Below are 23,863 nucleotides of genomic sequence, written 5' to 3'. Positions count from 1 at the left end.
TCCATTCCCTACTCGTAATTTACCGCTTTCCGCGCCCTCCGCAGCAGATTCAGCAGTTTTCCGGCCTCAGCCTTCAATTCCGCCCGAAAATCCTCCCCTTCGTCTGTCAATGTCCGGGTTTTCCATGCGCTGTCTGTATTGATACTGTTAATCACCCCTGCAAACCGGATAAAAAACACCGTAAAATTAAAAAACGGAAGCAGCGGCACCACATACCAGTGTTTTCGGTAATACCGTCTCAGCTCATCAAATTCCCTCAAAAAGCCCACGGTAGAAAAATAATACAGATATCCGCTGATGATATACAGCAGGAAAATAGCGCCTGTGGAAATCAAAATCATTCCGGCAGAATAATTCATAAACATCAGGCAGATCAAAGCCAGATACCAAATCAGCCTTGGAAATGCAAACGTATGATCATACATCAGCGTTCGAACCATCACATTGCTGAACATTTTGCGCACTTGTAAATCTTTTTCCAGAAATTGATGGGACACCTCCAGACTTCCCCGCTGCCAGCGCTGCCGCTGGGTGTAAAGTTTATTCACGCCTTCAATTGGATCTACGCAGAAAATGGCATTTTCACAGATTTCCACCCGGATTTTCTGCAAAAAACGCATTTGAAACGTAATATTGGTGTCCTCGCAAATGGTATCCGTATTATAAAGCTGGGATTTCAGCACCGCAGATTTCCGGAATGCAGAAAACGCCCCCGAAAGCGTATAGATGGAATTTGTTTCCGAAGCATAATTCCGTCCGGCCAAAAATGCCTGGGCATATTCCATAAACTCCATTTTGCGGAGCAGCCTTGAGAACATCCCCCGGTATTCCTCAATCATCTCCGGCATGGTGAGGATTGCGCCGGTCATACAGTCCACATCCTGGCAGCTCTCAAATTTCCGCACCATATTGCTGATGGCATGGGGCTCAAACTGCCCGTCGCTGTCCACATGGATGATATATTTTCCGTCCGCGTTGAACAGCGCCAGATTCAGCGCACGGGATTTCCCCTGTTTGGCGTTGAGCCACTGCATCAGCAGATCCGGATATAATTCCTGACATTTCGTATAGACCTCAAAAGAATTATCTTTTCCCTGATTGTTTACCAGAAAAATCCGCATTTTCTCATTGGGGTAATCACTGTCATTGATGGAGCGGATGCACTCCTTAAGGGAATCCTGTGAATTGTACACCGGAATAATCAGCGTAATCTCCGGCCAGAACACAGGATCGCCATACTGACGGGAAAACAGCTTCTTTTTCACCAGAATCAGCATACTGCCCAGAGAAGGAATAATCTCCATCACCAGCGGAATAATAATCCAGGCCGCCCAAAACAAAATGGAATTTAAAAAATTATTTATCACCGTCATATTGAAAACTTCCCACTTTCTGCTTGATAATCTGCGGTTTCGTAAATACGTAAAAATACAGGATCACAGACAGTCCGTAAAATACAAACCGCCCGATAAAGGTGTGGGCAACATGGTACATATCCACGCCGCCGAAATAAATCATAAGGGAAATCACTGTGATCCGCAGGGCATTAGCCAGCACAATTGCCACTACTCCCAGCACTCCCACATAGACCCGCTCATATACCGTATACACCCGGTAAAAGATCAGCAGGGAAAGATATGCGAGAATCTCAATAATCCCGGAGCACTCAAAATCTATTTTCAGTGAAATTGCCCCTGCCGCCGATTCTATAAAAATCACGCCGTATTTATAATGCGCGCTGTAGATGTCTCCGATTTTCCCGGGAAGGCCCGCCAGAAGCGCCACAATCCTGGCCAAAGGCTGGGTGAACACGGGCTGCAGAAACAGAAGCATCAGAATAAAAGCGCCTGCGCTTCCTACCAGAAAATGCCAGAAATTCAATTTGCTCTTATTGAGCACACGCAGAAAAAACAGCCATACTGCCAGTCCTGCCAATCCTGCTATATATTTTATCATACGATTCCTCCTGCCCGTTTCCGCCGGTGCAGCGTAAATGCCAGAAGCAGAACCAGACCTGCAAGGCTGACTGCCGCTCCTTCCTTCCAATAAGGATGAGTAAACGAAATTACAGTGGTTCCTGACTGAATATAAGTCAGATGATTCTTCCCGTAAATCTCCCGGTTTGCTGAAAAACTGTCATGCCAGGCAAGGCCCGTATTCAGTTCATCTGTCTCTGCGGTAAGCGTGACGCCCTTCTCCTGATACTGAACCGTATAGGGAATAATCTCACGCTTTGGCAGTTCCTCAGGGCTCAAATCCATGGCGCGGCTCAAAAGCTTTCCCACTCCTTCATCCTGTGTCAAACTGTAGTAATAAGTCAGGTTCAGGCCAACCATCACAATATTGTCATTTTTTACAGTTCCGAAAAACGGCAGTTCCAGGTTTTCATCCCTCACGTTTCCCCAGACCTCCTTCAGACCGTTCATATATACGGTACTCCATTCCCTGTGTCCGTCGGGAAACAGATTGGTGTCCAAAATTCCGTCCACTGTGTCCAGTTCCGGATAGCCCTGGGAAAATGAAACGTCATTGCAGACTGCGCCCAGAAAACTCTGTTCCCGGCTGCCTCTGTCGTCCGGAATACCATCCGCCGCAATGACTATCCGAACCCCCGCCTCACTTAAATCCATAATTAATTTTTCCGCAGATGACTTGTCATCATACGTAAATCCTGCCAGATAAATCAAATCATATTTCTGCAGCTCCTCAAATGTGTAATCATTCAGGTTTCTGCTCTCTGTTTCCTCAATCATGGGAAACTGGCGGGAAATTCCAGGCGCATCATATCCGATGCCAACGGCTCTGTATTCTGTCACAGTTCCCCAGGTTCCTTCCTCCGCCAGTTTATAAAACCGGTAATTTTCATTAAAATCCATCAGTTCATAACCAACGCGTTCCGCCGCCATATCCAGTTCACGCACCGGGTGCTTTCTGGGATTGCTGATAAAATCCAGTTGAATAACAACTGTGTCATTTCCAAGCTCCATACACCGGTCAAACAGATAGAGATAGTTTCCTTCCTCCAATGCCCGGTCAATCTGCTTAAAATTCGTTACGGTTGCCGCCGCCTGCTCCGCTGCGCCATAGGAGGAAGCCACCGGCTTCCCATAACCGGTCATCAGATACGCGCTCATGGAGCCCAGACTGCTTTCATCCAGAAGCGCCATTCTCTGCTCCGTCATCTCTTTTGCCGCTCCAATCAACGACGCATCCGAATAATATGCCATCCGCTCCTCTGGAGCAGCCCCTGAGCGATTGCCCAGAATCAGCGGCAGGGAAGGTATAACATCCACAACCAACAGTGCCAAAAACAACACAATCCACCCGCGCTTTAAAGTATCCCAGGCCAAAAATCCAAATAAAATCATGCACAATCCAATGGAAATAAAACGAAGCATCTGAAAATATTCCCCGCCCGGCAGTATTTTCAAAACCAGATAACATGTCTCTGAGCTGAGTACCAGAATTATGATTCCAGTCCAGAATCCGGACATGGATTTCTTCTTGCTTAAGAATATTCCAAAGACAGCCAGTAAAGCTGCGGCCAGCCCAAAATAAGCGTCCACGCTGCCCCGGTGCATCCGGGCGGCAGGATCTACGGACAAAAACACATTTTGGAAAAAGTCCGCCAGTCTCTCCAGACTGTCTGAGGAGACTGTTCTGCCGGTGAGAGAGGGTATCAGCCAGAATCCCGCCAAAAGATACCCCAACACCGCTGCAAAACATGCATTCGCCTGCCGCCGCCACTGATGATAAATCACCATATTAACCATAAAAAACAATGTAAATGCAATCAAAACCATCCCCGCATATCCGGAATGGCACAACACAAACCATGTAAAACAAAGGGAAATCCTGGGCAAAAGATGCCAACGACCGCTTTTCAGATAATCATACATCCAATATGCAAAAAGAGGAAGAATTGCAATACAGAGAGATTTCGGCAAATCTCCCTCATAAAACAGCGTACGTAAATTGTTGGGCATAAAAAACCACAAAATACCTAAAAACGCCCCCAGATAAGGGCGTTCCAGTTTCAATCCCACATATAGCCATGACACTGCTCCCGCAAAGCAGACAAACATAACAAAAACCAGAAAACCGCCCATGGAACTGCCGCCGATGTACTGACATCCGGCCAGCAGATAAATTGGAACCGGCGCACAGTAACGCATCATTTCCATACCGTTATACCAAAGGAAATCAAACGCAGGCCAGTAATCTCCGTTCTGAACTGCCCGATAAAGCACATCCCCCTGATAGAGATGCCCCAGCGTATCTTTTCCGCTGGGATAAATGCCGCTGTTTCCCACAGTCAATGCAATTCCATATGCGGCCACTGCAAAAAGAACGGGCATTAATAAAATCAGATTATACGACTTCTTTCTGTTTTCCAATGCCCATTCCTCCTGAATCCTTCTTCTGTGCTGAATTATACCGCTGCCGGTATTAATTCACCTTTTTTCTTCTTTTTATACCATAGCACAATGCCGACCGTGGCAATGCAGACTGCCACTCCCGCAACCGGCCCTGTGGAAGTTCCTGCTGTGAAAATCCACTCCTGCCCAATCCGTCCGTACTGGGCTGCAATTTCTTTCAGACTGGTTTCGTCCACACCCAGCTTCTTTGCAATCATGGGCAATTCCAGATAATATTCCATTTCATCCTTCCCATTTGTTCCGATGGTCATAATCATCTTCCCGTATATTTGATCCATCTCCTGCAGATTGCTGATATTCTGGGACTGTCCCCAGGCGTCCCGGGAAACAATATGATATTCGTATGTACCTTCCGGCAGACCTGCCCGTCTGGGATTCCAGTCAATGGTTCCATTGGCATCTACCGTTACAAATCTCGGGTAAAATACCATACTCTGATCTACAGAGCCGCTTTTCAGACTGTCCATACTCTGATTAAATGCAATGGTAATGGCTTCTGTAAATTCCTGTCCGGCTTCCTGCAAATGCTGCGGCATAGTTGTCACCACATGCCCGTACAGTTTTCCGTCACTGGAATACAGTGCGCCTTTGGCGTCAATCTGGGACTCCTGAGAACCTGCCGTGGCATACTGAATGGTGCTGTGGCCGTAATCTTCCCAGTCATCGTACTGGCCGTCAAAGTTAATTCCGTCAAAAAGATTTTCCAGGTTATTTCCGCTGTCAGGCTGCAGATTTACGATACTGCCAACCAGAGGCTCACCCAGATAGAATCCAAAAGAAAGGCTTTCCCGGTACTTGGGAAGCTGATCTTTCGGAATGGCAATCTCCCATTCGCTTCCCACATAGGCAACCTTGGCGCCGTTAACGCCATTGATTTCCGGCGTTGTAGTCAACTGAATGTCTGTCTCATATCCCAGATCAGAGGTTATGGCAAACTTGCCGTTGGAATGGGTTCCCGCACCGGATGCATTGCTGCCCTTTCCGTCTTTGATATAAATATAGAACCAGTCTCCGTCAAACACTGCCGCAACCTGTGACAGACACCCGGTATGGGCGCTGTTAGGACAGGAGGCGTCTGTCTTTTCCACTGCTTTCCAGTCCGCATACTTACCGTCAATACTGATTCCATTATAAACAGCCGGAAGATCATCTTCTATGGAATCACCGTTTACCTGTTCAATCTCCTGGGACGATACTTGAGTCCCGCCGAAGGTAAGGGTAAACTCACTGCTGTGGAAAAAACTCACCGGAACTGCAAGCTCCACCGTGTAAGGCCCCGGGTTATTTCCATGGGCTTCGTTGATTACTGCCGCTTCCGCTCCCGGAACATCACCGTAATAGGCATTCTTCACTTTCGCTTCTCCCTGGGACGCAGCAACAGAAATTCCGCTGCTTATATCGGATGCGCCGTCGGGATATGCAAACTGAAATTTATTGCTTGTGAAACCATAGTCCCACTCTGTACTGGCGCTTCCTGTAAAGCTAAGATACAGCGTACCGCCATCGGGAGAAAATGCAGCTTTCCAGTAATCCATGCCGGAACCGGAGCGTTCTGCCACTCCTGCCCAGTCGGAAAGACTGCCGTCAATGGAAATGCTGCCGTTTACGCTGTGATAGGCTTTGGAAGCGGCAAGCTGATCTTCTCCGGCTTCGTCCACATTCTTATCCTCTGCGTTCTCATCCTTCAGTTCAGACTGAGCATCCTGCCCTCCGGCTTCATCCGCATTCTTATCCTCTGTGTTCCCATCCTTCGAATCAGACTGGGAATCCAAATTCTCTGATTCCCCCTCAGGGCTTTTGGTATCCTCGGTCTGGCTTCCGTCCGAATTCTCCGTCTGCTCTGATCCTTCTGCCGGATTCTGGCCATCCCCGACCTGGCTGTCAGATGGATTCTGGCCATCCCCTGCCTGGCTGTCAGACGGATTCTGCGTATTGTCCGTTCCTTCTGCCTGGCTGCTGTTGGGATTGCCCTGTTCTTCTGACGGATTTACGGTCTGGCCCGATCCTTCCGAGGGATTCTGGGTATTCCCGGTTCCCTCTGTCCGGCTCATATCCGAACTGCCCTGCTCTCCCGGCGGATTCTGGGTACTTTCTGTTCCCTCTGCCGGATTCTGGGTATAATTCGCATCCCCGGTCTGGCTGCCGGATGGATTCTGGCTCTCTCCGCCCTCTCCTGTCCGGCTGCTGCCCGGACTCTGCTGTTCTCCCGCCGGGTTCTGTTCCAATGCTTTGGAACTGCCTCTCTCCGTCTTTTTCACACTTAGAGGCGTATGATACCCTGATTCTGCCGCTGCCACAGGCAATCCTGAAAATAACAGAGAGATGGACAGTAACCCTGCCGCGGCTCCTCTGACAATCTTTCTGGCTTTCATAAAATTCCTCCCTTAACAAGTTGGCTCAATCTTAAAAAGTTTCTTCTGCAATTGCATAAACGCGTAAAGGCGTCTCGCTGATCTCAAAGCGGGCAAATTTCCAGTGCTGTCGCTCCAGTGCATCCTTTACTTTTAAATAGAATACTTCTCCCAAATGTTCAATACTGGTGTCTCCTTCGAACTCAGGAAAATCATTGAGATACTGGTACTGATAAGGGCCGAACGCCTGCTCTAACACAGAATCCATACTGGCAAATTCCAGAAAATCTTCCGACATATGCCTTGCCACAATCTCAATTTCAATTAAATGCTGATGTTTGTGCTCTTCTTTTCCGTCAAAGCTGTGCTGCATGCATAAACGATACTTTAAACGATGGTATTTCATCCGCGCCTACCTGCCCATACTCACGATCATACCTGGTGTCATGTTCTTGTGGATTATATTATATCACACTCTTTTTTGTCCTTTCAATGCCAATACTCCGCATTTTTACTAGGATTTCCCACATTTCACAGGTAATTTCTGCCATACGGGCCAAATATATGAAAAAGGCCAATTATCCGACGATAATTGACCTTTTAAATACTATCATCATTATAATACAAAAATCATAGATTATCCCAGGGCTTAATCTGTCACATAGGGCATCAGGGAAATATGTCTTGCTCTCTTGATTGCAACGGTAAGAGCTCTCTGGTGCTTTGCGCAGTTTCCGGTAATTCTTCTGGGAAGAATCTTTCCTCTTTCAGAGATATATCTCTTTAACTTATTGGTATCTTTATAATCAATCACATTGTCTTTTCCGCAGAATACACAAACTTTTTTTCTTCTGCGCATTCCGCCTCTTCTCTTCATGGGAGAATCGCCTCTGTCTGTTTTATTATAAGCCATTTTATTTACCTCCTGTTCTAATTAAAGGGTAATTCCTCATCAATCCCGTCCGGAATGTTCATAAATCCGTCTCCGACTGCCGCGCTGGGGGCCGGCCTGCCTGCAGGCTGAAATCCTCCTGCCTGGCTGTCGCTTACCGCTTTGCTCTCAGCAAATTCCTGTTCTTCCACAACCACATCCGTGGTATAGACCTTCTGCCCTTCCTGATTGGTATAGCTTCCGGTCTGGATTCTTCCGGTTATGGCAATCTTGATTCCCTTGTGGAAATATTTTTCCGCAAATTCACCGGCTTTTCCAAAAGCAACGCAGTTGATAAAATCTGCTGTCTGCTGATCGTTGTCACGGCGGAATCTTCTGTCTACTGCCAATGTATATCTTGCAACCGCTGTTGCGGATTCTCCCTGGGAGTAACGCACTTCAGGATCTCTGGTTAATCTGCCCATCAGTATAACCTTATTCATCTAATCTCCTCTTTCTATTACGCCTCATCTTGTCTAACGCACAAGAACCGAAGCACATTGTCCATAATACGCACGCGCTTCTCTAATTCTGCCGGGCAGTCTGCCGGTGCATCGAACTGGATAAAGTAATAGAAACCTTCACGCATCTTCTGAATCTCATAAGCAAGTCTCTTCTTGCCCCATTCATCCACGTTAGTTATCTCGCCGCCGAAACGAGCAATATACTCTTTCGCTTTCTCTACCACTGCGGCTCTTTCTTCATCCTCGATTTTTGCATTAACAACAAGAGCTAATTCATATTTGTTCATGCTCATCGTACCTCCTTCTGGTCTCCGGCCCTCAATCACTGTCGAGAGCAAGGATAAATTATTATATCACGAGATTTCATCTTATCACAACCTGTCTGCATTTTCAAGGGTTTTATTCAAAAAATTACGGATTGTATTATAATATGTATCCGGATCTTTCTCCTGAGTCTGCCCATGCCCGGCTCCTTCCACAATCAGAAGCTCTTTCTCACAGGCTGCCGCTTCATACAATTCTCTGGACATCTGGACAGATATCATAGCGTCCGAATCGCCATGAATAAACAGGGTGGGCGTCCCGCTTTTTTGCACCGCTTCCAGGGCTGAAGCGTCTTTCAGGTTATATCCGCCCCGCAGACGCAGCATCAGGCAGGCGGAATCCACCAGAGGAAATGCCGGAAGTCCGAACCAGTCTTTGATTTTCTCACCGAACATGGAATAAGCGTCTGTATAGGCGCTGTCAGAAACCACTGCCTGTATCTGCCCCGGCAGTTCTTCCCCTGTCATCATCAAAGCTGTGGCTGCGCCCATGGACTGGCCGTGAATTACAATCTGAGCTTCTTCATCCTGAGAAAGGATATAATCTATCCAAAGCATGCAGTCAAAATGATCCGTCCACCCCATCCCGATGAAATCTCCCTGGCTCTCTCCCTGACACCGCAGATCCGGCACAAGGGCATGATAGCCCTGTTTGTGATACCAGTAGGCAAACGGATACATTTCCTCTTTCCAACCGGTATAGCCGTGAAGCAGAAGCACCCATTTATGATTTTTCCCACCGACGCCTTTTTCTGAATCTGTTTCTTCTGCAGGAAATTCCTCTGCAATCAGCCGATATCCGTCATTTGTTTCCACCGATAACTTTTGATGCTCCGCTGTTTTCAGCCATTCTTTTGTCTCATTCAATGCCAGCTGCCGGTTTCCTTTAATATCCGATGTCTGCACCTGAGCCGCATAACTCTCCTCCGTAATCCGTTCAAAAGCTTCTAGTTTTTCCATAAAGGAAGGCACCAATGCTGCGCTTACCAGAACATTCACCAAAAGGATATAAAAGATTAGTAGCAGGCACAAAAAGATACCTGCCGCTTTTACTATGAAAGCCTTTGGCTTCCATAGTCTGGATGGCCATGCGGCCCGACGGACGGCAGGCTGAGCATCATGAGGGGTTACTATTTTTTTCTTACTTCTCTTTTCTTTTGCTGTCCTCATCTGCTAAAATTATCCAATCTGTTCTTCTTTTTTCCGAATTCCCCTGGTATTTTTCTCCACCTGTTTTCTCGGAATCATAATCTGGTGGCCGCACCCCAAGCATTTCAGGCGGAAATCCGCTCCCACCCGAAGCACCTCCCATTCATTGCTGCCGCAGGGGTGTTGTTTCTTCAAACGTACGATGTCTCCGATTTCAAATGGTATGGGCATATGCTTCCTCCTGTTTTCTGTTTCAAACGCACTTTAATACTGCAGATTAATTTTTCCGAACAATGCTCCGATGCTTTCCTGGAGAACCAGATCGGCCATGCTGTCTCTGGGGGTGGGCGTCTTGTTGATCAGCACCAGCTTCTTTCCCTGGTAATAGTCCACAAGCCCTGCTGCCGGATAGACTGCCAGGGAGGTTCCGCCGATAATCAGCATATCTGCCTGGCTGATATACAAAACTGCCTCCTGAATGGTCTGGTTATTCAGCCCTTCTTCATACAGTACCACATCGGGCTTCAAATCTCCGCCGCATTTCCCGCAATGGGGCACCCCTTCGCTGTTTAATATATATTCTGCATCATAGAACTGATGGCAGGATTCACAGTAATTCCGGTGAACGCTTCCATGAAGTTCCAGAACCTTTCTGCTTCCTGCAAGCTGATGGAGGCCGTCTATATTCTGGGTGATGACTGCTTTCACCTTGCCTGCCTTTTCCAGTTCCGCCAATTTTTTATGGGCCATGTTGGGCTTCGCATCCAGGCACAGCATCTTATTCCGGTAAAACCGATAGAATTCTTCTGTATTGTGTCTGTAAAAAGTATGACTTAAGATCGTCTCCGGCGGATAGTCATACTGTTGGTTATACAACCCGTCCACGCTGCGGAAATCCGGAATTCCGCTTTCTGTAGACACCCCGGCGCCGCCGAAAAATACGATATTGTCTGACCCTGCTACCATATCCAGAAATTTTGCAGTTTTTTCTTCCCTGTCCTGATTTGCCATGCTGATTCCTCCCTGAGTGATACAATTGAATTTCCCGTCTGTCTTATGTTTATGTTACCATATTCTCAATCGAAAAGGAAGCGGCACTGTGCAACAAATTTGCTGGAATTTCAAGGCATTCCCATCTCTCTTGTAAGCGCAAGTTGTTCCTAATTCCTCCGCAGGGCCTCAATGGGGCTTAACTTGGCCGCTTTCCTGGCCGGATATATACCGAAAAACACACCGATTCCGCAGGAAAACAGCGTTGCCCCCAGAATTGTACTGGCCTTAATGCCGGGATGAATAACGCTGCCCATGGAAGCACTCATCAGGCTGCAGGCTCCTACCGCTCCCAAAAGTCCCAGAAGGATGCCTATCATTCCGCCTACAATCGTGAGAATTGCTGCTTCCGCTAAAAACTGCATTAATATGGAAGAGGTTTTGGCTCCCAAAGATTTGCGGATTCCGATTTCCCTGGTACGCTCTGTCACAGACACCAACATAATATTCATTACGCCGATTCCCCCTACAATCAGGGAAATAGCGGCCACGCAGGAAATAAATGTGGTTACAATGGCAAGCATACTATTCAGTTCTGCCACCATATCCTGAAAACTCTGAATCTGGTAATATTCTTCTCCGGCGCAGCGGTGCCTGGTTTCCAGCAGATGAATGATGTCTTTCGCCACTTCTTCGCCGCTGACCTTGTCATTGGCAAAAACTGTGGCAGAGTAGAAAGAATCACTCTCCCATCCAAAATGCTCAAAAGAAGTATAGGGCACACTCAGCGATACCGGCATTCCCTCATAAGTATAACTGACAAAGCCTCCATTTTCTTTCTGCTGCGCCACTCCCACAATCCGGTAGCTGCCCATAATTCCATTGACGTTCAGCTCAATATCCATTCCCACCACATCATCAGAACCGAAAAGCCGTTTTGCATCGCTGTCTGTAATTACGCAGACACGGTTTCCTTCCTCCACATCCGCAGAAGTAAAATAAGACCCCCGCTTCATATTATAATTCATGGATTTCTGCATATCTTCTGTTCCGCCGTTTAATGATATTGCAAATTCCCCTTTTCCGGTAACGGCGCTTCCCGAAGAGCCGTCATTGGGCGTTACGCCGTCCACCCCTTCCAGCTGCTCTCTGATGGCCGTTAAATCTTCCGGCGTAATCCATTCTCCTTCGTTTGACGCATCTTCGCTGCAATACACATCAATCTGGCCTGTGCCAAGGTCTGCCACTTCTGAATTCATGGCATCGGCGGTTCCGTCTCCTACGGACATTACCATAATTACAGAAGCGATTCCGATAATAATGCCAAGCATGGTCAGGAAGGAGCGGCCTTTATTTGCAATAATGTTTTTAAATGCCATCTTGACATATTCTGTCATATTTCCCATTTTAATACCTCAACATTGAAACTATTTTTCAGATGCTCTTCTATTCCTCCGTCTGTTCCTGTCCCTGTTCTGTCAGCGTAACCGGATCACCCTCTTCGTGATTTCCCGGATCTGCAATGACTTGCTCCCCTTCCTCAATTCCCTCTGTAATCTCTGCGCATTCATCCGAGGTGACGCCGGTTGTAATCATGCGTTTTGTTAAAATACCGTCCTGGCTGACCCAGCAGAACGTACCGTCTTTTCCGATATTGACTGCTTCAGTGGGCAGGATTACCACATCTTTTGCTTCTGCCGCAAGAATCTTCACTTTGGCGTCCACACCCAGGAAAATATTGTCATCCGGGTGATCCACATGCACGGTAGCCTGAATTCCCGCTGCAGCCACAGCCGCCTGATTGGTTCCTGCCGCCCCGTTTTCTGCAATCCGGCTGATGCGGCTGACTGTTCCTTCATAGGTATTCCCTGCAAAAGTAATTTCCGCTTTCTGCCCCTCTTTGACTTTATCATAAACATTTTTGGACAGCGTTACTTCTACGTTTACATCATCAATGCTCTGCAGTGTAAAAAGCTCCATTCCCTGTGAAACAACAGCGCCCTCCACCACCTGCTTATCTGAAATGACGCCGTTAAATTCCGCTGAGATCCCCTGCTGCCCCTGGAGAATCAATTCCTCCAAAGACTGACTTTCCAGTTCCGCCAGATTGTTATTGGTCTGCATCTGCGCCCTTGCCGCACCGCTCAAAGTTCCTGCGTCTGCCTCAGCAATGGATTTCTGGCTTTCCAGTCTTGCCTGCAGTTCTGCCAGCTCTGCCTGGGCGGCTTCAAGCCTCTGCTGCAGCTCCGTTCTGCCGGTTCCCTCCGCCAAATCTGCAGATACAGGCTGTAAGGTTTCTGCCTGGCTGCTGAGCGTGTTCACAAGCTCCTGGGCGGCCTCATAAGCCCCTTTTGTTTCCGCCAGTTTTTCATTTGCCAAGTTCAGCGCTTTCCTGGCTGCTTCCAGCTCCTCTTCTTTTCCGGAAGCGGCTGCCGCATCAAAGTTCACCTGAGCCGTCTGCTGTTCCATTACTGCCTGATCGTAAGCCGCTTTGGATTTTTCCAATGCTTTTTCTGCCTTTTTCAGTTCCTTCTGCAGCTCTTTCTGCTGCGCCTGCGCTTCCTGCTGCCGGCGATTTTCGGCCTCCGCCTGCTCCTTTGCCTCACCGGAAACCGCCGACGTCAGCTCTGCAATCTCCTGCTGTTTTGCATCCACCTGTCCCTGCAGGGCATTGGCCTCCGCCTGGGCCTGGGCCTGCCTTACTGCTGCTTCGTTGGATTTGTTTACGGAATCCTGATAGCCAAGCTGATTTGCCTTTACCGTCAGCTCTGCTTTCTGGTTCTGATTCTCCAGATCCTTTAAATCAAAGGTCACCAGTTTCTGCCCTTCCTTCACCAGATCCCCTGTCTGAAAATCCGCCGTCTCCACCTCTGCATTCACCGGAGAAAATATGGTTTTCTGCTGACCGCTGACTACGGTTCCATTGGTTTCCACCGTTTCTGATACATTTCCCCGTTCCACCGTCACACACTCTACGTTCCTGGCGTTTGTCATGGCTTCTTCTGCATTTTTAGCGGAATTTATCCCCATAACACAGATAATTACCACAAAAACCGCCGCCGGAATCACAATTTTCCAGATTTTTTTGTGCTTTTTCATAACTGTTCCCTCCTGAGATTTTCCCGATTTAAAACTTTTTATTTTCATTATAATAATCCTCCACAATTTTGCCGTCCAAAATACGAACCACCCGTTTTGCCTGATCGGCAATATCATTGTCGTGGGTAATCAGAATCACGCTTCTGCCTGCCTCATGCAGACTTTTCAGGATTTCCATAATTTCCTTTGTAGAAGCGGAATCCAGATTGCCGGTAGGCTCATCTGCCAGTATCACCGGCGGCTCTGCCGCAATGGCCCTTGCAATGGCCACCCTCTGCTGCTGTCCCCCTGACATTTCCGAAGGCTTGTGCTCCATACGTTTCGAAAGCCCTACCTTCGTCAGCGCTTCTTTTGCAAGCCTGTGCCGTTCTCCTTTGCCGATTCCCCGGTAAATCAGCGGCAGTTCCACATTTTCCATGGCATTCAGATTTGCAATCAGATTAAATCCCTGAAAAATAAACCCGATTTCCTGGTTCCGTATTTCCGACAATTGATTATCCTTCATGGTTGACACATCTTTGCCGTTGAGATAATACGTGCCGGAGGTGGGCACATCCAGACATCCCAGCATATTCATTAAAGTAGATTTTCCGGAACCGGAATGCCCGATAATCGCCACAAATTCTCCCCGGTTAATTTCCAGATTCACATGATCCAGCGCGCGGACTTCATTTTCACCGGGGTTGTAGATTTTACACATGTCCTGAACTCTGATTAGATTTTCCAACCTGCTTCCTCCCTTTCCCGAACTTCATTTTTCTTATTTTATCAGCCGTTTCTTAAAATAAAGCTAAATTTATCTTACACTTCTCTTACTTTTCCCGAAAACTGTGAAAGCCGACGGTTTTCCTGTAAACAGAACCGTTTCTTCCTGCCGCAGCGTTTCCCATAGATATAAACGAAGGTTTTTGAAAAAAATATTCAAATAAACAGATTTTTTCCAATAAATCCCAATATCGACAAATTACTGCTTTTCGCTCCAGGTTACACATGTTATAATTAATTTGTACTGTAGGGGCTGCCGCATTTTGTAACAAGCCCTTGTTTACTCCTATGGAGGCGACCATTTATGAAAATTATAGATATGCACTGTGACACTATTTCCCGCATCTGCGGGGAACGAAACCGCGGCAAAAATGTGAAGCTGCGCAGCAATTCTTTTCAGCTGGATTTGGAAAAAATGAAGCGGGCCGGCTATCTGCTCCAGAATTTCGCCATGTTTCTGGACACCGGAGAATCGGCTTCTCCTTATAAAGACTGCAAACGGCAGATACATATTTTTCAGGAGGAAATGAAGGAAAACCAGGATATGATTGCGCCTGTCACTTCCTATGAAGAAATCCTTGCGCATGAATCTCAGGGAAAAATGTCCGCGCTGATGACTTTAGAAGAGGGGGAGGCATGTGAGGGAAGCCTGGAAAAATTAGAAGAATTCCATCGTCTCGGCGTCCGTATGATGACTTTCACCTGGAATTACCCCAACAGCCTGGGATTTCCCGGAGAGCCTGCCGCCAGCCGTCTGGCCCAGTCTCAGGGTTTAACTCATCTGGGTATGGAATTTTTGGAGCGGATGGAAGAGCTTGGCATTATTCCTGATGTTTCCCATCTGTCTGATGCAGGCATCCGGGATTTGTGCCGGTTTGCCAAAAAGCCTTTCTGCGCCAGTCATTCCAATGCCCGTTCCCTCTGCCACCGGGGCCGGAATCTGCCGGATGAACTGATCCGGGGCATTGCCAAACGGGGCGGAGTGATCGGAGCCAATTATTATGGACCGTTCCTGACCGCCACTCCGGATGTTCTGGGACGGTTCTACGGGTATGCCAGCGATATTGCCGCGCATATCCGTCATATCGCAGATATAGGCGGCATAGACTGTATTGGACTGGGCTCTGATTTTGACGGAATTGACAACAACCTGGAATTAAAAAACTGCGGTTCCATGAGGTTGTTGGAACAGGCGCTGAAAAAGGCCGGATTTCACGAAAGGGAATTGGATAAGATCTTTTATCAGAATGTGCTTGCGTTTTATAAGGAGCTTCTGTGAAAAATATTTAAAATTAGGGGAAATGAATGTATACAGCGATTGTCACTGTTCCCAGCGTGTTTCTTTATGAAAGTCCTTCCGCGGAAAATGTATCGGATGAATTATTATCCGGATGGTTGGTCACTGTACAGAACCGGCAGGGAAACTTTCTGGAAATCACTACGGATTATGGTTATACCGGATGGCTGGAATGCCCGGCCATCCGCAGGCTCTCATCGGAAGAAGCATTGAACTTAAAGGTATCCGCCAAAACGCCGGAGGACACAGAAAGACCGGCGGTACTCTGCAGAGGGATTACAGATATTCAAAAAGAACCGCGGGTACAGTCCGCCTCAATATCTGCTCTTTTTATGGGCAGCCATGTGTCTGCTTTGGGCAGGCCCAGGGACGGATGGCAGAAAATCAAAACAGCAGAGGGAATCTGCGGATATGTTCCCGCTGTCTCTCTGCTGTTTTCTGACAATAATTCTTTCATCTGCGGCAATGCCGCAGATGCGTATGGACTCTCCCTTTTCCACTCCGACAGACATTGCCAAACCTGCGCTTCTCACTCCCGGCTCCACTCCGACAGACGTTGCCAAACCTGCGCTTTCCACTCCCGGCTCCGGCAGAATGTGCTCCATTACGCCAAATCCTATCTTGGAGTTCAGTACCGCTGGGGCGGCAAAACTCACGCAGGAATCGACTGTTCCGGACTGGCTTTTATGAGTTATTACATGTGCGGCATCATTATCTACCGGGACGCCGTTATGATGGAAAGCTACCCTGTCCGGGAAATCCCTCTCTCCTGTATTCAACCCGCCGATCTGATTTATTTCCCGGGACATGTGGCGCTTTATCTTGGAAACGGCGACTACATCCATTCCACCGGAAATATGTCGGTTTCGGGCTGCACGATCAACAGCCTGAATCCTTACAGTCCCATATACCGCAAGGATCTGGCTGAAAGTATCACTGCTGTGGGAAGTGTGTTCTGCACTTCCTAAATTATTCCCCAAACAACGGCGTAGAAAAATACCGCTCCGCCGTATCCGGCAGAACTGTTACCACCGTCTTGCCTTTGCCCAGCTTCTTCGCTAACTTCAGCGCCGCCGCCACATTAGTTCCGCTGGAAATTCCGCACATAATCCCCTCTTCCGCCGCCAGTCTTTTGGATGTTGACAGGGCTTCTTCATCTGTAATAATGCAGACTTCATCATAAATCTGCTGATTCAGGATTTCCGGGATCAGGCCGTCCCCAATGCCCATCTGCAGATGCGTTCCTATGGAGCCTCCAGAAAGAATGGCTGCATGTTCCGGCTCCACCGCCCAGATTTCCATGTCAGGATTTTTCTCTTTGATTGTCTCTCCCACTCCGGTAATAGTACCTCCAGTGCCGATCCCGGAACAGAAGCCATGAATGGGAATACCTGCCTGTTCTAAAATCTCAATGCCGGTCTGGGAACGGTGCACCGCCGGATTGGCAGGATTTTCAAACTGTTGGGGCACAAACACCCGGGCGTCTTTCTCTGCCATGGAAAGAGCTGTCTGCAGGCATTCTTCAATGCATGCCCCGATATTTCCATCATCATGAATCAGAATCACTTCCGCTCCGTAATGCTCCACCAGCTTGCGCCGCTCTTCACTGACAGAATCCGGCATGATAATCTTCGTCTGATACCCGCGGACAGCCCCTACCAGTGCAAGGCCAATCCCCTGATTGCCGCTGGTAGGTTCCACAATTATGGTATCTTTTTGAATCAGCCCTTTCTCTTCTGCGTCTCTTATCATATTATAGGCCGTTCTTGTCTTAATGGAGCCTCCTACATTCAGCCCCTCAAATTTCACCAATACCTGGGCGCTGTCCGGCTCCGGCATACGGTTTAAGCGGATTAACGGCGTTCCTCCCATTGCTTCCAATATATTATCATAAATCATAATCTCAAATCCTTTCTATGCTCCTGCCAAAGCAGAAATACCTATAAAATTATAATATGTATTCTCTGGAAATACAACAACATTTCCTGGAATTTTATGTAATGCATATTTGGAAATAAAAAGAATTTGATAATTTCAGAATGATTGGATCGCCCTTTGGTTCGCCTGTAACTGTTGAAGCAACAGAAAGGCAGGCCTACACGATTGCACCTGCCCGGTTCTGGCTTTTTACCGCTGTTTTTTACTCTCCCCCTCCGGAAAGATAATTTTGAACACAAAGAAAAAGATAACCATTGACACACCGCCGGTAACAAACGTCACCAGTATATTATACACCGCAGGCGCCACGTATGCGGCTGCCACAGGCATCCAGAGGTTGTTAAACCCATTGCAGATAAGGGAAATCAGCACCCATGCGATAAAATACCACATTGCCTGATAAACCGGGTTTCCCTTGCTTTTAAAGGTGATGTTTCTCTGCAGCGGAAAATTAATGCACTGTGCCAGAAAAGAGCCTGTTTCATAACTGATGAAGTACCCCAGTCCTCCGCCGATGATCACTGCGCCGGCAGAATCCCGGAGCACATTATAGCCTACAAGGCTCCAGGTAAAATCCACTCCCAAAATTGACACTTCTTTCTGAGGCCACATAAATTCCGTTCCTGCAAGTCCAATTCCAAGCATACCGGGCATAAACGTAAACACCAAATACTGAAATAAGGTGACGCCCATACTGAATGCAAAGAAACAGGCTATCTGATAGATCCATTTTGACAGCTTTTCATGCTGCTTTTCAAAATGATTCCATTTGGGCATCCACCAGTCTTTTACTATACTCATTCCTCGTCCCTCCTCGCTGCCGGATCATTGGTTTTTCCTTCTTTCAGAAGCCTTTCATATTCTTTATTTGCCTTCTTATTTTGAAAAAATCCGCCGATGATTTTCCGTATTCCGCGGATAAAGTTTCCATTTACCAGAGTGACGATTCCCTCCGCCATGTCCATGCTCACCAACCCGCCTGACATTTTTGCCATGGCCCGAAAGGGCATATGATACAGAAACAATATATTTAAATCAGGAACTCCTTTTTTCTCGCTCCTTTTTTTCATCCCCGTCAGTACACGATATGCCAACCTGGCAAGACGGCTTTTTGCATAATACATCTGGCTGACAGAATCATTCAGTCCAAGCAGGCCTTTCCATTCTCCAAAAGAAGGAAGCCCGCCTAAAAGTTCCGCAAATTCCTGCGCTTCCACCTTCTGGATATTTCCGCTGTAATAAGACGGGAGTTTTTCTTTCTGATATGGACAGCAGTTCACCGTCCCTTCCACAAAAAATCCCGATGCCAGCCTGATATCTTCGGAATCAGCGCCTATCATAATCTGGTACTCCCCACCTTCTGTTTCCCATCCATTCCTGTTTCTGTCCCAATAGCGAAAAGTCTTATCGTCAAAAGGAATCATGATCTTCCTGCTTTCTCCCGCTTTTAAAAATACCTTTCGGAACCCTTTCAGTTCTTTTCGGGGGCGGAACACTTCTGCATCCGGCAGCCCTATGTAAAGCTGTGCAATTTCCGCACCGTCCCGTTCCCCGGTATTGGTCACCGTAAATGCAGCTCCCGCTTGATCCACATGCAAATCAGAGTAGGCAAAATCCGTATACGACAAGCCATATCCAAAGGGATATGCCGTCTGAATCCCTGCCGTCTGATAATACCGGTACCCCACATAAATGCTTTCCCGGTACTCTGAATTTCTCATCCTGCCTGGGAAAAACGAATAAGCCGGCGTGTCCTGGTATTTTTCCGGATATGATTCCGCAAGTTTTCCGGAAGGGTTTACTTTTCCGGTTAAAATATCAAGGGCCGCACCTGCCCCCGCCTGTCCATAGAGATATCCGTGCAAAAGGGCTTTCAGGTTCTCTCTCCAGGGCAGTTCTATGGCGGCTCCTGCACTTAACAGGCCTGCAATATTTTCATTTTTCTCCCTCATTGCAGCCAGCAATTCAATCTGATTTTCATGGATTTTCATATGGGTGCGATCCAGGCCCTCTGATTCGCTCAATTCGTCCAGTCCAAAACAATACAGCACTATATCGGCTTTTTCCGCCAGTTCAAGGGCCTCTTTTTTCAGATCCGCATCTGGTTTTCCGTCCCGCCTGTATCCTCTGCATATGCCCGCAACAGAAAGGTCGTACTCTTTTATCTTTTCCCGGAATGATTCCACCCACGTGGAATTCACCATTGAGGAACCGGCCCCCTGGTATCGCGGCTCATATGCAAAATCTCCCACTACTGCAACATTTGCACCGGAGGCAAGGGGAAGCATGTTTTGATCATTTTTCAGCAAAACAATACTCTCGGCAGCCGCTTTCCTGGCAAGTTCCTGATGTTCTGCCTCATAGCCGACACTTCTGGCGGCCGCTTTCTGGGCAAGTTCCTGATGTCTTGTTTCGTCACTCTTGCTTTCTTTTTTCTTCCCGGCGGATAAAGTCAGCGCCGCGTCCAGCAGGCAGTCGACTCTTGCATCCAGTTCCTGAACAGATAATCTGTTTTCATCAATAGCTTTCAATATCTGCCTGGCGGAATCAAGCCCCGGCGTGGGCATCTCAAGGTCTGAGCCTGCTTTGACGCCTTTGACAGGATCATTCGAGCCGCCCCAGTCTGTTACCACAAATCCCTCAAATCCCCAGTCGTCCCTCAGTATTTCTTTCAGCAAATGAGTGTTTTCATTGGCATATGTTCCGTTGACTTCATTATAACTGGTCATAATTGCGCCGGGCCTGCCTTCCTTCACTGCAATTTCAAACCCGGTCAGATAGAGTTCTCTCAGCGTCCGTTCATCTAAAACCGCATTCATAGCCATCCTGCGCAGTTCCTGGCTGTTCACCGCAAAGTGTTTCGGGCAGGCAAATACTCCCCTGCTCTGAATTCCCCGAATATAAGCGGCCGCCATCTTGCCCGCCAGACAGGGATCTTCGGAAAAATACTCAAAGTTCCTGCCGCATAAGGGGCTTCGCTTTATATTCAGCCCCGGCCCTAATAAAACGTCCACTCCCAGGGCTGCTGCTTCTTCTCCCAGAGCTTTTCCGATTTCTTCGCCTAATTCTTCATTCCAGCTGTTTGCCACTGTGGCTGCCGTTGGAAAACAGGTGGCCGGCAGAGATGGATTCAGCCCCAGATGATCCCCGGTTCCTTCCTGTTTCCGTATCCCATGGGGGCCGTCAGACAGAAGAATTGACGGGATATGCAGACGCGGGATTTCCCGCGTCTGCCATTCATTCCTGCCGCTTAAAAAAGCAGCTTTCTCTTCCATTGTCATTTGATCAATGATATTTTTATGCTTCATCTTTTTTCCTTTTATAATTTCTCATTACGAGAATCTCTCCTGCAATCAGAATTGCTGCCAGTATAATATCAGCTGCAATAAATGCTTTCACCCAATCCGGCATTCCTGTTTCATTGTTCATGGCGTTGGAATTGGCAGAGGCATATAAATTCTCATGGGCCGCTTCTCTCAATGCAAGTACCGTATTGGCGTCCTCTGTGTTTGTAATCAGGCCGTCTCCTCCTGTCATGGAAAGTCCCTGTGTCAGCCCGTTTCGGATACCGCAGTTCAGATCCATATAGAAATCAGCCAACGGGTCCATAGCGTCTGTAATGACCGCGCCGTGGAATCCCCATTCCTCCCGCAAAACAGTTACCAGAAGAGCCTTATTCGCTCCTGCCCACTCTGTTCCAATGGAGTTAAAGGAGGACATTACTGCCAGGGAACCGCCTTCCTTCACTGCGCCCTCAAATGCTTTCAGATAGATTTCACGGATTGCCTGTTCCGTCGAATAGGTGCAGATGCCCGACGTTCTGTTGGTTTCCTGATCATTCAGCGCAAAATGCTTGATATAGCACATTACGCCCTGCTCCGTAGCTCCTTTTACCTCGTTGGCTCCGGCAAAGTAAGCAATGGTGGAATCCTCGGAATAATACTCAAAATTACGTCCTGCAAATGCGGATCTGTGAGTGTTCATTGCCGGCCCGTACCATCCGGTTACCTGAAGCTCGTTGCACTCTTTTCCTACCTGCGCGCCTCTTCGGTAAGCCAGTTCTTTATTCCACGTAGCTGCAATCAGCACTGCCGGAGGAAAGGCGGTTCCGGAAATACTGGAATTAAAATTACTGGAGATGCCGGCAGGCCCGTCACATGCGGTAGACTCCGGATTATTCACGGATTCCGACGCAGTCAGATGGAAGCCTCCGTCCTGCACCATAGTCAGCATCTCGTCCAGTGTCAGCTGATCCAGAAGGCTGTCCCATTTTTCATCATTATAATCCAGTCCGGCCATATCCTGAATCTTCAGCCCGTTATCTGCGCCTGTCGTGGGCATCTTTGCATCTTCGGCGTCATATTTGGACGCATCATAAGTTGCTTTTGACAGATAACCCTCTTTCTGTTCTTTGGTCATTTCAAAATTGTCCGGCGCTGCCGTCACTTTTTCATAATTGGCAAAGCCGTCCGCCCTGCTTAAATATTCCACTCCGCCATCTGCGCTTTCAAACTGATTGACAGCCGCCGTTTCATCGGAAGACCGGGCGCCGTCATTTTCCTCATTATAAATAATATCCTTGTCCAACGAAAACTTTTCTGAATCCAGTACCGTATGAGAATCACTGTTCAGGGTCACTTCATACTCTCCATGCTCCAGTACATAACATTGGTTTACAGCTTCATCATAGGAGGCCATATCCTCATAATCAAATGTAATGGCAATTGTCTGGCTCTTGCCTGGCTCTAACAGCTCTGTTTTCTCATATTCTATCAGATTTGTGCTTGCCTTTTCCAGTCCTCCGTTATAATAAGGGGGCGTGTAATAGATTTCCACCACATCTTTTCCGGCAGTATCTCCGGTGTTGGTTACCTCCACTTCCATGGCAACGGTTTTGCCATCAGCGCTGAAATCTGTAATCTTCTTCTCAAAGGTTGTATAAGACAACCCGTATCCGAAGGGATACTGCACCGTCTTGTCATAATCAATCAGCCCTTCTGCAGCGGCTGTTTCATAGAATTTATATCAAGTTATTGTAAGTAGGCGTATTCATCAAATCATACACATATGTGTCCACCAGTTTACCGGAAGGATTTATTTCCCCGCTTATAATTGAACCAAGGGCATTGAAGCCTGTCTCTCCTGCGCCTGCAATCCAGAGGGCCGCGTTAAGGTTCTCGTACTCTTCCAGAAAACCCAGCTCCATGGCATTGGCAGAATTTATAACGACTATCACATTGCTGAATTCATCATTGACACGTTTTACCATGTCCCGTTCTCTGGATGTCAGCTCCAGATAGGAAACATCGGAGCCTGCGTCCTCTTCCTGAGTGGTATAGACAACGTCCCCGCCCATCTGTGTCTTATTATAAGTATTTTCCGTTGACATTTTCTCCGGAAGGTCCGGGCCTTCGCCCCCTGATCTGGTAAGCACGATCACTGCGGTATCTGAATATTCCTTTGCCTGTTCAAAAATTCCCGCTTTATCATAATCATCCATGGTGGGCTGAACGGAAGTCCAGTCTACGCCGCCCATTCCAATCTGGGGCCGGTCTGCGCGGTAGGCCGTATAGAAATCTGTCAGTGTATGGTTTGGCTCGAAACCGCTGTTTTCAATTCCCTCGATTAAGGATACCGCTGTTTCTTCCGACACGCTTCCGGAACCGGTTCCTCCATAGATTGGCATTGTGCTCCCCCATCCAAAGATATTTAATTTCGTATCTTTGCTGACCGGCAGGGAATTGCTGTCATTTTTAAGAAGCACAACTCCTTCATTGGTCAGTTCTTCCACAAGCTCTTTGGATTCCGCCGCTGTCTCATTGCTCAATCCCTTGGAGCCTGTCATTGTCTTGTTGATCAGTGAATATTCAATATTCAGGCAGATAACATTTACCGATACCGCTATCACCAGAATACAAGCCATCAGGGCCTGCCACCTGATCATCCTTTTCAGGTTTTTCTCTTTTTTGGCAGCTATAAGGGCAGCTGCAATCAGCAGCTTTTTCTTCTTATTGTCTTTCTGTTCCATAAATCTTTCCTCCTGTAAAACTTATGAATTCATCTGTTAAACATTGGCCGATGCTTTATTTTACCTTCTAAAAATACCACATTTTTGCT

General features: G+C 47.6%; 21 protein-coding genes. 2 read left to right on the top strand and 19 right to left on the bottom strand.

Features of this window, described 5'->3' with window-relative positions; translation table 11 throughout:
• Positions 1-8: 8 nt before the first annotated feature.
• From ACTO17_RS02200 to ACTO17_RS02135, 14 genes are all read right to left on the bottom strand, one after another.
• Positions 9-1,373 carry a TIGR03111 family XrtG-associated glycosyltransferase gene (locus tag ACTO17_RS02200; RefSeq protein WP_482556732.1) on the bottom strand — a complete coding sequence of 455 codons (1,365 nt, stop codon included), beginning with the start codon at positions 1,371-1,373 and terminating at the stop codon, positions 9-11.
• Positions 1,357-1,956, bottom strand: coding sequence for an exosortase family protein XrtG (gene xrtG, locus ACTO17_RS02195; RefSeq protein WP_482556731.1), 600 nt, complete (start codon positions 1,954-1,956; stop codon positions 1,357-1,359). Before xrtG ends, ACTO17_RS02200 begins: the two co-directional genes overlap by 17 nt.
• Entirely contained in the window at positions 1,953-4,397 is a 2,445-nt protein-coding gene (locus tag ACTO17_RS02190; protein WP_482556730.1) for a 6-pyruvoyl-tetrahydropterin synthase-related protein, read from the bottom strand. The genes xrtG and ACTO17_RS02190 overlap by 4 nt, the downstream gene beginning before the upstream one ends.
• A 35-nt stretch (positions 4,398-4,432) precedes the next feature.
• Positions 4,433-6,811, bottom strand: coding sequence for a Firmicu-CTERM sorting domain-containing protein (locus ACTO17_RS02185; protein ID WP_482556729.1), 2,379 nt, complete (start codon positions 6,809-6,811; stop codon positions 4,433-4,435).
• 31 nt (positions 6,812-6,842) lie between these two features.
• Positions 6,843-7,196: a 6-carboxytetrahydropterin synthase gene (locus ACTO17_RS02180; protein ID WP_172539055.1), complete on the bottom strand. Its 354-nt coding sequence runs from the start codon at positions 7,194-7,196 to the stop codon at positions 6,843-6,845.
• Between the two features lie 243 nt (positions 7,197-7,439).
• Positions 7,440-7,703, bottom strand: coding sequence for a 30S ribosomal protein S18 (gene rpsR, locus ACTO17_RS02175; protein ID WP_016307694.1), 264 nt, complete (start codon positions 7,701-7,703; stop codon positions 7,440-7,442).
• 17 nt (positions 7,704-7,720) lie between these two features.
• Complete coding sequence (locus ACTO17_RS02170; protein WP_482556728.1) at positions 7,721-8,164, bottom strand: single-stranded DNA-binding protein; 444 nt, start codon at positions 8,162-8,164, stop codon at positions 7,721-7,723.
• A gap of 17 nt (positions 8,165-8,181) precedes the next feature.
• Complete coding sequence (gene rpsF, locus ACTO17_RS02165) at positions 8,182-8,472, bottom strand: 30S ribosomal protein S6 (protein ID WP_172536583.1); 291 nt, start codon at positions 8,470-8,472, stop codon at positions 8,182-8,184.
• Positions 8,473-8,556: 84 nt separating this feature from the next.
• Positions 8,557-9,468: an alpha/beta hydrolase gene (locus ACTO17_RS02160; protein WP_482556727.1), complete on the bottom strand. Its 912-nt coding sequence runs from the start codon at positions 9,466-9,468 to the stop codon at positions 8,557-8,559.
• 219 nt (positions 9,469-9,687) lie between these two features.
• Entirely contained in the window at positions 9,688-9,888 is a 201-nt protein-coding gene (locus ACTO17_RS02155; RefSeq protein WP_172535740.1) for a DUF951 domain-containing protein, read from the bottom strand.
• A 33-nt stretch (positions 9,889-9,921) separates the two neighbouring features.
• Entirely contained in the window at positions 9,922-10,668 is a 747-nt protein-coding gene (locus ACTO17_RS02150) for an NAD-dependent protein deacylase (RefSeq protein ID WP_482556726.1), read from the bottom strand.
• A 149-nt stretch (positions 10,669-10,817) separates the two neighbouring features.
• Positions 10,818-12,053: an ABC transporter permease gene (locus tag ACTO17_RS02145; RefSeq protein ID WP_172535738.1), complete on the bottom strand. Its 1,236-nt coding sequence runs from the start codon at positions 12,051-12,053 to the stop codon at positions 10,818-10,820.
• Between the two features lie 40 nt (positions 12,054-12,093).
• Positions 12,094-13,746, bottom strand: coding sequence for an efflux RND transporter periplasmic adaptor subunit (locus ACTO17_RS02140; protein WP_172535737.1), 1,653 nt, complete (start codon positions 13,744-13,746; stop codon positions 12,094-12,096).
• A 28-nt stretch (positions 13,747-13,774) separates the two neighbouring features.
• Positions 13,775-14,446 (bottom strand): ABC transporter ATP-binding protein, encoded by a 672-nt coding sequence (locus ACTO17_RS02135; RefSeq protein ID WP_482556777.1) that lies wholly within the window; start codon positions 14,444-14,446, stop codon positions 13,775-13,777.
• A 369-nt stretch (positions 14,447-14,815) separates the two neighbouring features.
• On the opposite strand from ACTO17_RS02135, the gene ACTO17_RS02130 reads away from it, so the two are divergent.
• A complete protein-coding gene (locus ACTO17_RS02130; RefSeq protein WP_482556725.1) occupies positions 14,816-15,790 on the top strand; it encodes a dipeptidase in 975 nt (324 codons plus the stop codon).
• Positions 15,791-15,816: 26 nt separating this feature from the next.
• On the top strand, positions 15,817-16,776 hold the full coding sequence (locus tag ACTO17_RS02125) for an NlpC/P60 family protein (protein ID WP_482556724.1): 960 nt from the start codon (positions 15,817-15,819) through the stop codon (positions 16,774-16,776).
• Between the two features lies 1 nt (position 16,777).
• Here ACTO17_RS02125 and cysK read toward each other — a convergent pair whose 3' ends face one another.
• From cysK to ACTO17_RS02100, 5 genes are all read right to left on the bottom strand, one after another.
• Positions 16,778-17,707: a cysteine synthase A gene (gene cysK / locus ACTO17_RS02120; protein ID WP_172539498.1), complete on the bottom strand. Its 930-nt coding sequence runs from the start codon at positions 17,705-17,707 to the stop codon at positions 16,778-16,780.
• A 228-nt stretch (positions 17,708-17,935) separates the two neighbouring features.
• Complete coding sequence (locus tag ACTO17_RS02115; RefSeq protein WP_482556723.1) at positions 17,936-18,547, bottom strand: hypothetical protein; 612 nt, start codon at positions 18,545-18,547, stop codon at positions 17,936-17,938.
• Complete coding sequence (locus ACTO17_RS02110; protein WP_482556722.1) at positions 18,544-21,054, bottom strand: glycoside hydrolase family 3 C-terminal domain-containing protein; 2,511 nt, start codon at positions 21,052-21,054, stop codon at positions 18,544-18,546. The genes ACTO17_RS02115 and ACTO17_RS02110 overlap by 4 nt, the downstream gene beginning before the upstream one ends.
• The gene (locus ACTO17_RS02105; RefSeq protein ID WP_482556721.1) at positions 21,044-22,693 is read right to left on the bottom strand and encodes a glycoside hydrolase family 3 N-terminal domain-containing protein; all 1,650 of its coding nucleotides are present in this window, start codon (positions 22,691-22,693) and stop codon (positions 21,044-21,046) included. Before ACTO17_RS02105 ends, ACTO17_RS02110 begins: the two co-directional genes overlap by 11 nt.
• Positions 22,694-22,766: 73 nt before the next feature.
• On the bottom strand, positions 22,767-23,774 hold the full coding sequence (locus tag ACTO17_RS02100; RefSeq protein WP_482556720.1) for a glycoside hydrolase family 3 protein: 1,008 nt from the start codon (positions 23,772-23,774) through the stop codon (positions 22,767-22,769).
• Positions 23,775-23,863: the final 89 nt, after the last annotated feature.

This window comes from Petralouisia sp., assembly GCF_056822245.1.
The sequence above is the reverse complement of the archived record's forward strand: the minus strand, read 5'-3'. Positions and strand labels throughout refer to the sequence as shown.